Here is a 14877-nt window from a genome sequence, read left to right as displayed (position 1 = left end):
CTGCTTGTTACACTTGAACTCCGGTAAGAAGTCCCTCACCGTTACGGTGGTCGTTGTCGCGTCGTTGCTGGCCTGGTGGTCGCAGGCGGCCCCGCTCGGCGCCGGTCCGTTTGCCATCCGTCAGCTCTGGGCCTGGTTGCCCAAGCCTGGTCGGCGCGCCCGTGTGGCCCTAGCCCCCGACACGCCGCGGGTGGTGCTGCCCGATACCAGCCGCTACCGGCCCAGCCGCCGCCCCAAGGTGGCGCCCGAGGATCGGCCCGGCTCGCCGTTTGCGCCCCAACGGCGGCAGTCACCCCTGATTCTGGACCTGCCCTCGAACGTAAACCTGCAGGTAACACCCGACGACAGCTTAGAATACTACGATGTGCGGGAAAAGGTTGGGACTGACATCGATTTTCGGGACCCGAGCCGCATGTCGTTCCAGGAATACTCGGAGTGGCAGCAGCGCGAAGCCATCCGCAAGTACTTCCGCGACCGGTCGGCCGGGGGCGTAGCCGGCGACGAGAACACGCCCGAAAACCGCCGCCTGATTCCCAAGATTTACCTGGGGCCCATTGCCGACCGGCTTTTCGGGGGCAGCTACGTCGATATCCGGCCCAACGGGGCCGTGACGCTGCGCATGGGCGCGCGCTTCAACCGCAACCTGAACCCTACGCTGACTCTGCGCCAGCAGCGCGTGGGCGACTTCCAGTACGAGCAGAACATGAACCTCAACCTCACCGGCCAGATCGGGGAGAAGCTGCGGCTCACGTTCAACTACGACACCAAGGCGGCCTTCGACTTCGAGAACAACATGAAGCTCGACTACACGGGCTACGAAACCGAAATCATCCGCAAAGTAGAGCTGGGCAACGTGAGCCTGCCCCTGAACAACTCCCTGATTCAGGGCGGGCAGAACCTGTTCGGCGTCAAAACCCAGCTCCAGTTCGGTAAGCTGGCCGTGACGGCCGTGGCCAGCACCCTGCGCGGTACCGCCGATGCCGTCAGCGTGCAGAACGGGGCCCAGAGCCGCAACTTCGAGCTCAAAGCCAGCCAGTACGAGCGGGACCGGCACTTCTTCCTTTCACAGTTTTTCCGCGACCGGTACGACGCTACGTTGCGCAACCTGCCCACGATTCAGTCGGGCATCGAAATTACCCACGTCGAGGTCTACGTGACGAACGACAACCGGCAGAGCGACAACCTGCGCAACGTGGTGGCCCTGATGGACCTGGCCGAGCCCGTGCGCGTCTACCGCTCCCAGTTCCGGCGCAGCCTCAGCCAGCTGCCGGCCGCCAACGAAACCAACCCGGAGTACCAGGAAGTGGTAGTGAACGGGGGCACCACGGCCCGCGACAACCAGACCGTCGACAACTACCTGGCGGGCAAGAACCTGGTCAAAACCGTGGACTTCGAGCGGGTGCGGGCCCGGCTGCTGGACGCGCGCGAATACACCTACAACGCCCAATTGGGCTATTTGTCGCTGAATACGCCGCTGCTGCCCGAGCAGGTGCTGGCCGTATCGTACCAGTACACCTACAACGGCCGCACCTATACCGTCGGGGAAATTGCCAACAACAACACCGGCGTGCAGCAGGACCAGGTGCTCTACCTGAAAATGCTGAAGGCCACCAACCCCGGCGTGGGCCTGGCCGACCCCAGCGCGAATCCGGAGAACAAGAACCTGCTGACGCGCAACCTGCCGACCTGGGACTTGATGATGAAGAACGTCTACTCCCTGAACGCCAGCCAGCTGAACCGCGACAATTTCCAGCTGCAGATCGTGTACAAGGATGACCAGACCGGTGTCGACCTGATTTCGCTCAAGGAAGGCCAGCGGCTGGTGAACAAGCCCCTGATTCAGGTGCTGAACCTGGACAACGTCAACCCCAACAACGACCAGAACCCGGACGGCAACTTCGACTTTTTCCAGGGCACGACCATTGACCCGGAGCTGGGCAAAATCATCTTCCCGGTGGTGGAGCCCTTCGGCGGCTACCTGCGGGCCCAGTTCGACACCACCGGCCGGGCCGGCGGCGACCCGCAGCGGGAACGGCAGTTTGCCCGCACATACGTGTACCAGGAGCTCTACAACCAAACCCAGAGCGACGCCCAGCAGCGCCAGGAAAAGGATAAGTTCTTCCTGCGCGGCCGGTTTCAGGCTACGGCCACCGACGAAATCAACCTGCCCGGCCTGGGCATTGCCGAGGGCTCGGTGCGGGTGTCGTCGGGCAGCACCTTGCTGGAAGAAGGCCGCGACTACCAGGTTTTCTACGACCAGGCCAAGGTTAAGATTCTGAACCCGAGCTACCTGAACTCGGCCAACGAGCTGAAGATTTCCTTCGAGAAAAACGCCCTGGTGCAGGTGCAGCCCCGCAAGCTGCTCGGGGCCCGCTTCGACTACCGCCTGAACCAGGACGTGAACTTCGGGGCCACGGTGCTGCACCTGCTCGAAAACCAGGCCCCGGGCATCAACCGCGTCAACATCGGCGACGAGCCCGGCAACAACACCATCTACGGCTTCGACGTGAACATGCGGCGCGAGTCGCGGGCCCTGACCAAGTACCTGGACATGCTGCCCCTGATTTCGACCAAGGAGCCTTCCTCGGTGGCGTTCAGCGGCGAAATTGCCCAGCTGCTGCCGGGCAAGTCCAAGCTCGGGCGCGGGGAAGACGGCGTGTCTTACATCGACGACTTCGAAAACGCCCGCACGCCCTACTCGCTGGGCGGCGTGAGTGCCGCTACGGCCTGGCGCCTGTCGTCGACGCCGCTGCCGCTGGTGCGCCCGGGCATCAGCAACCGGGAATATGCCTACAACCGCGCCAAGCTGGCCTGGTACACCATCGACCAGACCTACTACACCGGCGGCCCCGGCAAGCCCGGCAACATCAGCGACAATGAGCTGAAGAACCACTACGTGCGCGGCATTGAGCGCACCGAGATTTTCCCGAACCGCGACGTGGGCGCCACCGGCAACGGCTTCGAGTACTCGTTTGACCTGGCGTACTTCCCCGAGGAGCGGGGCCAGTACAACTACAGCGACAAGATTAAGGACAACGGCAAGCGCCTGACTTCGCCCCTGACCTCGCACTACGCCGGCATCAGCCGCGAAATCACCTTCGACACCGACTTCGACAACGCCAACGTCGAGTACATGGAGTTCTGGATGATGGACCCCTTCATCAAAGGGGAGCGGGGCCGCATCAACGACTCCGAGAACCAACCGGTAAACAACGACACCGGGGGCGAATTGTACCTGAACCTGGGCTCGGTGTCGGAAGACGTGCTGCGCGACGGCAACCAGTACGAGTTTGAAAACGGCCTGCCCACCGACGCCTCCACCATTGCCCAGGATACCCGCCAGACCGACTGGGGCCGCGTGACGCGCCAGCAGTTCCTGACCGATGCCTTCAACGCCGCTCCCGGGGGCCGGGCCCGCCAGGATATTGGCCTGGAAGGCCTGGATGACAACGAGGAAAAAGCCTTCTTCTCGGCTATCAATGCCGCCTACGGTGCGGTGGCCGACCCCTCGGCCGACAACTTCCGCCACCACCTCGACGACTTCTACACCAACAGCAACACGCAGATTCTGGGCCGTTATAAGAACTACAACGGCATGGAAGGCAACTCGCAGGAGAACAGCCAGCTCAGCTCCACGGCTTTCCCCGACAAGGAAGACCTGAACCGGGACAACGTTATTTCGGACACGGAGCGCTACTACGAGTGGCGCATGTCGCTGAAGCCCAACCAGCTGGAAGTCGGCCAGAACTACATCGTGGATAAGGTCACGAACACCGTCAACGGTGACCAGGTGTCGTGGTACCAGTTCCGGATTCCGATCCGGCAGCCCTCGGCCGTGCGCGGCAACGACGGCAAGGAGTTCGGCTACAAATCCATCCGCTTCGTGCGCATGTACCTCACGGGCTGGCAGCAGCCGGTGGTGTTGCGCCTGGTGCAGCCCCAGTTTGTGGCCAACCAGTGGCGCCGCTTCCTGAGCCCGATTTCCGAGGCCGGCGCGCCCTGCTTCAACTGCGGCGACGACAAGACGCCCTTCACCATTTCCACGGTCAGCATCGAGGAAAACGGCCTGGCCAGCGTGAGCGGCACCGACGCCATTCCGTACGTGCTGCCGCCCAACATTGAGCGCGACAAGGAATACGGCTCCAGCACCGTCAACCGGGAACAGAACGAACAGTCGCTGCGCCTGTGCGTGGAAGACCTGCGCGACGGGGTGGGCAAAGCCGCCTACAAGAACATCAACATCAGCATGCTGCGCTACAAGCAGCTGCGCCTGTTCCTGCACGCCGAAAGCGAAGACCCGCGGGTGGTGACCGGCCCGGCCGGCCAGGTGCGCGCCTTCGTGCGCATCGGCACCGACTACACCCAGAACTACTACGAATACTCCCTGCCCCTGCGCATCACCAAGCCGGGCTCGACCAACGTGCGCGACATCTGGCCCGAGGAAAACGAGGTGCAGATTTCCTTCCAGGAGTTTATCGACGCCAAAGCGGCCCGCAACCAGAGCAGCAACCCCGACCTGCTGGTACCTTTCGTGCGGCAGCTGGCCAACGGGGCCACCATAACCATCGTGGGCAACCCCGACTTCAGCGCGGTACAGGGCGTCATGATTGGCGTACTGAACCCCCAGGACGACAACGCCAGCAAGTCGGTGTGCCTCTGGGCCGATGAGTTCCGGGTGTTCGACTTCGAGCGGGAAAACGGCTGGGCCGCCACGGCGCGCTTCAACACCAAGCTGGCCGACCTGGCCAACATCACCGCTACCGGCAGCTTCACCTCAGTCGGTTTCGGGGGCTTGCAGGATAAGGTAGCCCAACGCTCGCTCGACAACGTGACGCGCGGCGACCTGAACGCCGCCGTAGCCGCCGACAAGCTGCTGCCCGAGAAGCTGGGTCTGCGCATTCCGGTGCTGGTGCAGGCCGGCCACGAAAGCCGCAGCCCCAAGTACGACCCCCTCGACCCCGACACCCGCCTAGAGCAGTCCTTGCTCAAGTTCAAGTCGGAAGACGACAAGGCGGCCTACAAGAAGGAAGTCATCGACCAGACCACCAGTCGCAGTATCAGTCTGCTCAACGTGCGCAAGGAACGGCTGAACCCCGACAAGAAGGTGCGGCCCTACGACGTGGAGAACTTCGCGCTCAGCTACGCCCTGACCGAGCGGCGGCACACCGACATCCGCACCGACCTGGACTACACCAAGACCTACACCGGGGCCCTGGCCTACGTGTACCAGACGACGCCCAAGAACTACACGCCGCTGGCCAACATCAAAGCCCTGGACTCGCCCTACCTGAAGATTTTCCAGGATCTGAACTTTACGCCCCTGCCCAGCCGCTTTGCCTTCCGGGCCGACCTGGACCGGCGCTACAACGAGCGGCAGCTGCAGCGCACCCTGCTGCCCGGCCAGGTGCCCACCACTGATGGTATTGCCCCGATTTACCAGAAGAGCTTCTTCTTCAACCGGATTTACGACCTGAAGTGGGACCTGACCAAGAGCCTGATCTTCGACTACACGGCTAATAACCGGGCCGTCATTGACGAAGGTGCGGGCCCGACCCTGGGCAACAGCGACATTGCGCGGGCCAACCGCCAGGAGCTGCGCGACAACCTGTTTAAGCGCGGGGGCCGGACCACCAACTTCAACCAGACCGTTGCCCTCACCTACCGACTGCCCCTCGACAAGTTCCCGCTCACCGACTGGCTGTCAGCCGACACGCGCTACGCGGCCAACTACTCGTGGCAGGCCGCCTCTACAGCCCTGACAGTGCCGCTGTTCCCCAGGGCTCTGGACCTGGACAGCCTCAAGCTGACCCGGCCGCTGAACCTGGGCAACACGGTGCAGAACAACGCCGAAATCAGCGCCAACGGCAAGATTGATTTGGTGAAGCTCTACAACAAGGTGCGCTTCCTGAACATCATCAACAACGCCCCGGCTCCCCTGCAAAAGGAGCGCGCCGCCGGCCGCAAGGGTCTGATTACGCCGCCTTCGATGAGCAAGCTGCAGGACAAGGCCCAGCCCACGGCCGCCGCCGCCCAGGATTCGGCCAAGGGTCCCGAGCTGCGCGCCCTCAAAGCCGTGCTGCGCTCCTTGATGACGGCCCGCTCCCTGAACTTTACCTACACCCGCAGCAGCGGCACGCTGGTCCCCGGCTACCTGCCCGGCACCAGCCTGTTTGGTCTGAACCGCGACCTAGCGCCCGGCATCCCGTTCGTGCTGGGCCGGCAGTATGGTCTTGATGAGCTGTACTACGACCAGATCAGCCCCAACGGCTGGTACACCGACCGCAGCGACCTGCTGAACACGCCGTTCAGCTCCCTGATGACGGAAAACCTGACCCTGCGCACCGCCCTGGAGCCCTTCCGCGACTTCAACATTCAGCTGGATGGCCGCCGGCAGCTGGTGCGCAACAACGAGACGTTCTACCGCCTGGCCGTCGATACCACCACGCAGGAGCCGTTCCGCAACCCCGTCACCGGGCAGTACACCGGCGAGCTGGCCCCGCGCCTGCCCAACAGCACCGGCACGTTCAGCACCTCGTTCATTTCCATCCGCACGCTCTTCGGCGACCGGTCGAGCAACGGCACCATCTCCAAGGCCTTCGACCAGTTCGTGGCCAACCGGGCTTTTGTGCGCGACCGGCTGCAAGCGGCCAATGCCAACGCTTTCGACCCCAGCCGCCCCGGTAAGCGGGCCCTGTACAGCTACAACTCGCAGGACGTGCTGATTCCGGCCTTTATTGACGCGTACCAGGGCCGCTCTTCGGATGGCTACAAGGCCAAGAAGTTCAATCCGTTTGCGCTGCTGCCCGTGCCCAACTGGCGCATCGACTACAACGGCCTGGCGGAGCTGCCCTTCATGAAGCGCTACTTCCGCTCGATTACGCTTAATCACGCGTATTCTTCGACCTACAACGTGGCCAGCTACACCACCTCCACGCTGTACAACTCCCAGCCGGAGTTCCTGCCCACGCTCACCAGCCAGAACAACCAGTTTATTCCCTACTACATCATCGGGCAGGTAACCATTGCCGAGCGCCTGTCGCCGCTGATTGGCGTGAACTTCCAGACGCTGCAGAAAATAACGGGCCGCCTGGAGCTGCGCACCGAGCGTAATATCAGTCTGAACATAACCAACGCGCAGGTGATGGAGCTTCACTCGCAGGAGCTGGTGGTCGGCTTTGGCTATGCCACCAACCGCCTGAAAATTCCCTTCCGCCTGGGTGGCGAGCAGCGCGTGCTGCGCAACGAGCTGACGGCCCGCCTGGACCTGTCGATTCGCGACAACACGACCATTCAGCGCACCATCGAGGACACGGCCGACCCGACGGTAATAGCCGACCCCAACGACCCGACCCAGTTCCGCCTTGACACCCAGGGCCGGGTGGGTTACTCGAAAGGGCTGACGACCAACGGCACCCGCCAGCTGCAGCTGCGCCCTACCATCGACTACGTGCTGAACCAGCGCCTGAATCTGCAGATTTTCTTCTCGCGCACCGTTACCGAGCCGCGGGTGCAGAACTCGTTCAAGAACTCGACTACCGAAGGCGGCCTGCAGCTGCGCTACAGCCTGTCGCAATAGCGTAGCCCGGCGCACCAGCGTCTAAACCGCCACCAGTCCGCAGAAAGGGCCGGTGGCGGTTTTTTTTGCGTTTCCCGCAATTTGCCGGGGTCTGGTTTTAGCCATTTCGCAACCCAACACGTACTTTTGGCCTCGGGCGCCCCGCGCCGATATTCACCCCTCCCAAAACAATACTCCATGAATCTCCCCGCTAATCTGAAGTACACCAAAGAGCACGAATGGATTCGTGTGGAAGGCAACGTTGCTTATATCGGCATCACCGACCACGCCCAGAAAGAGCTCGGCGACATCGTTTATGTCGACATCGACACCCTCGATAAGGAAGTAGCCCAAAACGAGATTTTTGGTACCGTTGAAGCAGTAAAAACTGTTTCTGACCTCTACAGCCCCGTTTCCGGCACAGTAGTCGAAATCAACGACAAACTCGACGGCAGCCCCGAAACCGTAAATTCCGACCCCTACGGCGACGGCTGGATGATCAAGATGAACCTGTCGAACCCGGCGGAGATTGACGCCCTGCTGACGGCCGAAAGCTACGGTGAGCTGATCGGCGCCTAACCCCTACCTGACCAGCGTGCTGCCTGTTGCGCCGCCCCCGCCTCGTCGCCGGGCCTTCGTGGCTCTGCCCCTGGCGTGGGCGGCGTTTATTTTGGTCCTGACCCTGACCCCGGCCGAGGACATGCCGGCCACCCCACCTTGGGAGCTGCTTTCCTTCGATACGGCGGCCCATGCCTTCGTCTTCTTCGTGCTGGCGGTGCTTAGCTATTTTTCCAGCGTGCGCCAGCCCTGGTTTCCCTGGCGGCGGCGGCATGCCTTTAGCCTGGTACTGGCGGAAGGAATCCTGCTAGGTGCCCTCATCGAGTTTCTACAAATTACCATGGACCTGGGACGGCACGGCGAATGGTCCGATCTGCTCAGCGACGGTATTGGCACGGTAGCTGGCCTGCTGCTGCTGCACGCCTGCCGCCGCTGGTGGGCCTAACCTTCTCTCGCCTATGCTGACTCTGCCTGCTTCCGTCGTCTTCCGTCGTCTGCTGGGCCTGAGTATGGGCATCGGGTTGGGCGCGGCAGTTGCGCCCGGCGCCTTAGGCCAGGACATGGGCCGGGCCCGCACGACCATTACTACCCTGGCGGCGCCCAAGATGCACGGCCGTGGCTACGTGAAGAAAGGCGAGAAAAAGGCCGCTGACTACATCCAAAGCCGCTTCAAGGAGTTGGGGCTCCGGTCGTTTGCGCCTGGATACGCCCAGCCCTTTCCCATCACGGTCAATACGTTTCCGGGCCGCTGTGCCCTGCTGGTCGATGGCCGGCAACTAGAGCCCGGCGCCGATTTTATTCTGGAGCCCGCTTCGGGTGGTGGCCGCATCACCGGCCCCATCACGGTGCTCGACACCCTTATTTTCACGGATGAGGCCGCGGGCCAGCGCTTCCTGGTCCGGCCGCTACAGAACCAGGTGCTACTGCTACGCCAACGGGATGCCGACCGGATCCGCACCCTACCCGATGCCTTTGCCCAGCACCTCAATCAGGCCGCGGCGGTACTCACGCTCGTGCCCGACAAGCTTACTGCTTCCGTAACCGACCAGCAGCTGCGCCAGCCCCGCCTGCAGGTGCTGGCCCGGAGCTGGCCTTCGAAAAGCCAGCAGGCCACCGTGCAGGTTGATGCGGTGCTGGCCACCAACTACCCAGCCCGCAACATCATCGGCTACGTGCCCGGCCGTATCCAGCCCGATTCGTTCCTGGTTGTCTCTGCCCACTACGACCATCTCGGGCGCATGGGCAAGAGCGTGTACTTCCCGGGTGCCAACGACAATGCCAGCGGCACGGCCCTGCTGCTGGAGCTGGCGGCTCACTACGCCAAGCCCGAAAACCAACCGGCTCATTCGGTGGTCTTTATGGCTTTTGGGGCGGAAGAAGCGGGGCTGCTGGGGTCTTCGTACTTCGTGCAGCATCCCCTGTTTCCCTTGGCTCGTATCCGGTTCCTGATCAACCTTGACCTGGAAGGCACGGGCCAGGATGGGGTAACCGTCGTGAACGGCCGCACCCTGGAGAAGCCGTTTAAGCTGCTGGAGGAAATAAATGCTCAACGGCATCTGCTGGCCAGCATCGTGCCGCGGGGGCGCGCCGCCAACTCCGACCATTATCCGTTTTCTGAGCAGGGCGTACCCTCCTTCTTTATCTACACCCGTGGCGGCAGCAAGGCCTACCACGATGTATATGACCGGCCGGAGAATCTGCCCCTAACGGCCTTTTCGGGCGTCTTTCAACTGGTTACAACCTATTTTCAACTCATCAGCGGCAGTAAGCAATAACCTCTTACCAAGTTCTTACTCCAACCAGTCTGTTTTGGCCAGTAACTAGCTAAAAAGCAACAATCCCGAAATCCTCTGACCTGGGTCAAAGAATTTCGGGATTGTGAGATTATACCGTAGTGCGGTTCTGGCGCAGACTTAGCCGTTCGACTTGAACGAAGCCATGATCTGCTTGGCAACCGCTTCCCACTCGGGCTTCTGACGGTCGGCGCAGGTGAAGTTGCACATCAGCAGCTTGCCTTCCACGTCGGTGAAGAAAACCAGGTTGTATACTTCGTGGCCCAGCTCCGGCTTCATCAGTTCCATGAAACCGATTTTGCGGCCGTTTACTTCCTTCACCCCCTTGTTGAACCACTTCGCCTCCTTGTACTGCTTGGAGTACATCTTGTAGAAGTTCTCGGCATACATGTCAATCATGTCCTGATCGGCAGTGTTGTCGGTGTAGGTGAAGGCGATGCTGGCCTCTTTGTTGTTGGTGTAGATAACGCTCGGGCGGCTCTGGGCTTTGGCGTAGTTGAAGTCCATCTGCTGCTCGCTCATCACCTCGAACCCCTTGGGAATCAAGATTTCAACCCGCTCGCTGAGAACACGCTTTTTAATCATTTCCACCTCAGCGAAAGGACGGAAGGCCGACAACAACAGCGTCAGAAGAAGTACGGGAGCTAGTAAGGCTTTTTTCATAGTAGTGGCTGAAAAAAACGTGGAATTCAAGGGTAAGTAAGGTCCGGACGTTGAGTAGTCACTCTGTTCGGATAACACAATTTAGGCAGAAAATCTGAAGCTGCAAATTTTCCTTGGAAAATAATTGGCTTGCTGGGCTTACGCCGGTCCAACGCGTTGGAAAAACCCGGTTTTAAGCTAGTTGAGGGCATTTACGAAAAATACCTATTTCTGGATGTCCTCCGGGTTAACATAAAATTTCCGGAATCGGTATAGCGATACAACTATACCAAAATTTATGTCAAAAGTTCAATTCTACATACTGACGGTTGTTAGCTGAAGGCCCTTGGACTCAAAGAATGTTGTTGATCTGTTCCTTGATTTTCTCTAGCTCTTCTTTCATGCCCACCACTAGGTGCTGAACCACTGAATCGTTTGCTTTTGAACCAATTGTATTGATTTCGCGGCCAATTTCCTGCGAAATAAACGCTAATTTCTTTCCGCTGGGTTCGGGTATGCCTACGGTTTCGATGAAGTACTGCAAATGACTGGTCAAACGAACCTTTTCCTCGGCAATGTCAAGCTTCTCAATATAGTATAGCACCTCCTGTTCGAAGCGCACCGGATTGAACTGCTCGTGGCTGGTCAGCTCGGCCAGGTGCTGCTGCAGCCGCTGGCGCACGTGCTCGATGCGGGCCGGGTCGTGCCGCTCTACTTCCTTGAGCTGCTGCTGAATCTGCTGCACGTAGCCGATAATCTCCGTGGTCAGCGACTGGCCTTCGTCGTGCCGGAACTGGTTGACCCGCTCCAGGGCTTCCGTGACCAGGGGCAGCAGCTCGTCCCAGCTGACTTCCTCGTCTTCCTCGGCCGCGGCGGCTTCGGTGGGGGCCTGCAGCACGCCGGGCATATTCAGCGCCAGCGCGAACAGCTGATCTTTGGGAGCCCCTACCAGCTCGGCGGCTTTTTCGAGCTCCCGGTAGGCGGCCAGCAGGGCTTCCTGATTGAGCGCCACGCTGGGCCGCACCGCGTTGCGGGGCCGCACGAAGTCGAAGCTCAGGTTGACTTTGCCCCGCACCAGCGCCTTGGTTATAATATTTCGAAGCTCCAGCTCTCGATCCTGCAGGAAGCGGGGCAGCCGCAAACTCAAATCCAGGGTCTTGGAGTTCAGAGACTTGATTTCGACCGTGGCCGAGTAACGGTCGGTTTCGCGATGCGCGATACCGTAGCCGGTCATGGACAAAAGCATGGAGCGGGAGGGCTGAGGGGTAAATGAAAGCGGGTGCAAAAGTAATGGTTTTCAACGGAGTATGTATATACCCCTTTGAGAATAACATAAGGGTAATCTTGTCGACATATTGGCATAATAGGGCGGCGGTAGCTTTGTGAAACGAAAAAATCACAGCCGTATGCGCCGTCTAGGACTACTGTTTATTTTTCTGATTATCAACGCCGTGGCTTTCGCCCAGCAGGGAGCAATCAGCGGAAAGGTAACTGATAAAAAGACGGGCGAAGGCGTCATTGGCGCCACCGTGCTGGTGACGGGCACCGTGCAGGCGGCTCCGGTGGATGTGGAGGGCAAATACGAACTCAAGCTGGCCCCCGGCACGTATAGCATTACCATGACCTACATCGGCTACAAGCCGCTAACGTTTGCCGGCGTGGTAGTGACGGCCAATGCCAAAACCACGCTCAACGGGGTGATGGAGGAAAATACCACCAACCTGCAGGAAGTCACCGTGACGGGCCAGAAGCAGACGGGCACCGAGGTGGCCATGATTCAGGATCTGAAGCGCAGCGAGGTGGTGGTAAGCGGCATGAGCAACGACCAGATCGTGAAGACGCTGGACCGCGACGCGGCCGAAGTCGTGAAGCGCATTCCGGGCGTGACGATTCAGAGCAACAACTTCATCGTGATTCGGGGGCTGGCCGAGCGCTACAACACCGTGCTGCTGAACGACGCGCTGACGCCCTCGGCCGAGGTGGATACCCGCTCGTTTTCCTTCGACATCCTGCCCAGCTCGGTTATCGACCGGGTGCTGATTTTTAAGTCGGGCGCGCCGGAGCTGCCCGGCGAAATGGGCGGCGGCGTGGTGAAAGTGTACACCAAGAACAGCGTGCTGGAAAATGCCACCAGCCTGAGCGTATCGGGTTGGGCCCGCAGCAACACCACGTTTAAGGATGGGTATCAGGTAAGCAGCCGCAGCAACACCGACTGGCTGGGCTTCGACAACGGGGCCCGGCAGATGCCCAGCGGCACCCCCGAAAAGCTGGCGGACGCCACGCAGCCGCAATTCCGCAACGAATGGGTACCCAGCCGCATTACGGCCCGCCCCGACCTGCGGATTTCGCTGGGCCTGAGCCGCCACTACGAAATAGGCAGCACCTACCTGAGCAACGTTACGTCGCTGTCGTACTCGAACACCCACGAGCAAACCAACGTGACGCGCAGCCGCTACCAGATCGAGGTAGACCCGGCCACCAACCAACCCCGGCAGCAGTATCTGTACAACGACCAGCGGGCGGTAACCGGTACCCGCCTCGGCATTATCCACAACTGGCAGGCCCGCTTCAACGACCGGAACCGGGTGGAGTTCCGCAACTTCCTGAACCAGCTGGGCACCGACGAGGTAACCCACCGCACGGGCCAGATTCTGGACCAGGGCCTCGACCGTCAGGGCCACGCCCTGCACTACCAGAGCCGCACCATTTACTCGGGCCAGTTGCAAGGTTCCCACGATCTGGGCCCGAACGAGCACACGAACGTGACCTGGGCCGCCGGCTACAACTACGTGTATAAGGATGAGCCCGACTACAGCCGCTACAACAGCCAGCGGCGCACCCCGCAGGAGGGCGAAGCACCCAAGCCGTTTCTGGTAATCATTCCCAACGGCGGCAACCCCTACGATGCCAGCCGCTTTTTCTCCAACCTGAGCGAGAACACCTACATGGGCAGCGGCCAGTGGGAGCGGCGCATCAAGAGCCGCCGCGACACCACCCGGGCGTCGCAATACAAGGTGCGGGCCGGCTTCTACGCCGAGCAGAAAAAGCGGCAGTTCGAAAACCGCTACTTCTCTTACGTACCCGGCAGCACGGTATACTTCGAGGATGAAAACAACATTGAGCGGATCAACGCGCTGACTTCACTGCCGATTGACCGGATTTTTGCCCCCGAAAACCTAGACCCCAAGACGGGTTTCAAGCTCAGCGAAGGCACCGTGCCGCGCGACCGGTACACGGCCGAAAACACCCTGGTAGCGGGCTACCTGAGCGCCGTGGCCCCCCTCACCGACCAGCTCAACCTCTCGGGCGGCGTGCGCCTGGAATACAACCGCAAATCCTTGGTCAACGGCAGCGCCACCGACACCTCGTACCTGGAGAAGCGCTGGATTCCGATGCCCTCGGTGAATGCGACCTACAACTTCAACCAGCGCTCCTTGCTGCGCCTGGCCAGCAGCGTGACCGTGAACCGCCCCGAGTTCCGGGAAGTAGCCAACTACTCTTACTTCGACTATTCCAACAACGCCATCATCACCGGCAACCGCAACCTGAAGACGGCCACGATCTACAATGCGGACCTGCGCTACGAGTTCTACCCCTCGCGCTCGGAGCTGCTGTCGGTGGGTGTGTTCTACAAGTACTTCCGCGACGCTATTGAGCAGTCCACGCAGTCGGTTTCGACCGAGCAGATGTATCTGACCTTCCAGAACGCCGACAACGCCTACGACGTGGGCGTGGAAGTGGAAGCCCGCAAATCGTTCCTGGAGCTGACCCAGAGCCCCTTCTTGCAGCGCTTCTCGGTGGTGCTGAATGCCTCGGTCATCAAGAGCCGGGTGCAGCTGAAGGAAGATGCCAACAACCAGAACTTCGCCCTTTCCGACCGAGCGTTGCAGGGCCAGTCGCCCTACGTGGTGAATGCGGGCCTGTTTTACCAGGACGACGAGAACCACTGGCAAGTATCGGCCCAGTACAACGTCATCGGGCAGCGCATCCAGTTTGCCGGCGACCGGCAGTTCAACTACTCGGTCATCGAGATGCCCCGCCACGTGATTGACCTGGCCGTGACCAAGGGCATCGGGCAGCACCTGCAGCTTAAGGCGGGCATTCAGGACTTGCTGAACCAGAAAGTGCGGCAGTACTACGACTTCGACCGGGACGGCAAGATCAGCAGCACGGAGCGCGGGCCGTTTGCCGAATTCCGTCGCGGCAGCTACTCCACGCTGGGCCTGACCTACAACTTCTAAACAATAAGGTAACACGCCGCTAACGAAACGATAACGCCCACCCTGACCCGGTGGGCGTTCTGCTTGCTGACCTTTGCAACGTCATTTC

General features: G+C 60.7%; 7 protein-coding genes. 5 read left to right on the top strand and 2 right to left on the bottom strand.

Annotated elements, in window-relative coordinates; translation table 11 throughout:
- Positions 1 to 4: 4 nt before the first annotated feature.
- The 4 genes from sov to E5K00_RS15940 all read left to right on the top strand — a co-directional run bounded on the left by sov (position 5) and on the right by E5K00_RS15940 (position 9888).
- A complete protein-coding gene (gene sov / locus E5K00_RS15955) occupies positions 5 to 7576 on the top strand; it encodes a T9SS outer membrane translocon Sov/SprA (protein WP_245328313.1) in 7572 nt (2523 codons plus the stop codon).
- 177 nt (positions 7577 to 7753) lie between these two features.
- Complete coding sequence (gene gcvH, locus E5K00_RS15950; protein ID WP_135464308.1) at positions 7754 to 8134, top strand: glycine cleavage system protein GcvH; 381 nt, start codon at positions 7754 to 7756, stop codon at positions 8132 to 8134.
- A 16-nt stretch (positions 8135 to 8150) separates the two neighbouring features.
- The gene (locus tag E5K00_RS15945; protein WP_135464307.1) at positions 8151 to 8558 is read left to right on the top strand and encodes a VanZ family protein; all 408 of its coding nucleotides are present in this window, start codon (positions 8151 to 8153) and stop codon (positions 8556 to 8558) included.
- Between the two features lie 13 nt (positions 8559 to 8571).
- Complete coding sequence (locus tag E5K00_RS15940) at positions 8572 to 9888, top strand: M28 family metallopeptidase (RefSeq protein ID WP_135464306.1); 1317 nt, start codon at positions 8572 to 8574, stop codon at positions 9886 to 9888.
- 138 nt (positions 9889 to 10026) lie between these two features.
- On the opposite strand, the gene E5K00_RS15935 is transcribed toward E5K00_RS15940, so the two are convergent.
- Together E5K00_RS15935 and E5K00_RS15930 are read right to left on the bottom strand one after the other, a co-directional pair.
- A complete protein-coding gene (locus tag E5K00_RS15935; RefSeq protein ID WP_135464305.1) occupies positions 10027 to 10569 on the bottom strand; it encodes a hypothetical protein in 543 nt (180 codons plus the stop codon).
- A 331-nt stretch (positions 10570 to 10900) separates the two neighbouring features.
- Positions 10901 to 11794 (bottom strand): YicC/YloC family endoribonuclease, encoded by an 894-nt coding sequence (locus E5K00_RS15930; protein WP_135464304.1) that lies wholly within the window; start codon positions 11792 to 11794, stop codon positions 10901 to 10903.
- Positions 11795 to 11954: 160 nt separating this feature from the next.
- Between E5K00_RS15930 and E5K00_RS15925 the strand changes: the two genes are divergently transcribed.
- Positions 11955 to 14789, top strand: coding sequence for a TonB-dependent receptor (locus E5K00_RS15925; protein WP_135464303.1), 2835 nt, complete (start codon positions 11955 to 11957; stop codon positions 14787 to 14789).
- Positions 14790 to 14877 lie beyond the last annotated feature (88 nt).

Origin of the sequence: Hymenobacter aquaticus, from assembly GCF_004765605.1 — a bacterium.
GTDB classification, from domain to species: domain Bacteria; phylum Bacteroidota; class Bacteroidia; order Cytophagales; family Hymenobacteraceae; genus Hymenobacter; species Hymenobacter aquaticus.
This window is presented reverse-complemented; position numbering and strand designations above follow the sequence as displayed.

Bases quoted from the DNA above. Each gene is read 5' to 3' on its own strand.
- gcvH (WP_135464308.1), top strand. From the start codon at position 7,754: ATGAATCTCCCCGCTAATCTGAAGTACACCAAAGAGCACGAATGGATT.
- E5K00_RS15940 (WP_135464306.1), top strand. From the start codon at position 8,572: ATGCTGACTCTGCCTGCTTCCGTCGTCTTCCGTCGTCTGCTGGGCCTG.
- E5K00_RS15935 (WP_135464305.1), bottom strand. From the start codon at position 10,569: ATGAAAAAAGCCTTACTAGCTCCCGTACTTCTTCTGACGCTGTTGTTG.
- E5K00_RS15930 (WP_135464304.1), bottom strand. From the start codon at position 11,794: ATGCTTTTGTCCATGACCGGCTACGGTATCGCGCATCGCGAAACCGAC.
- E5K00_RS15925 (WP_135464303.1), top strand. From the start codon at position 11,955: ATGCGCCGTCTAGGACTACTGTTTATTTTTCTGATTATCAACGCCGTG.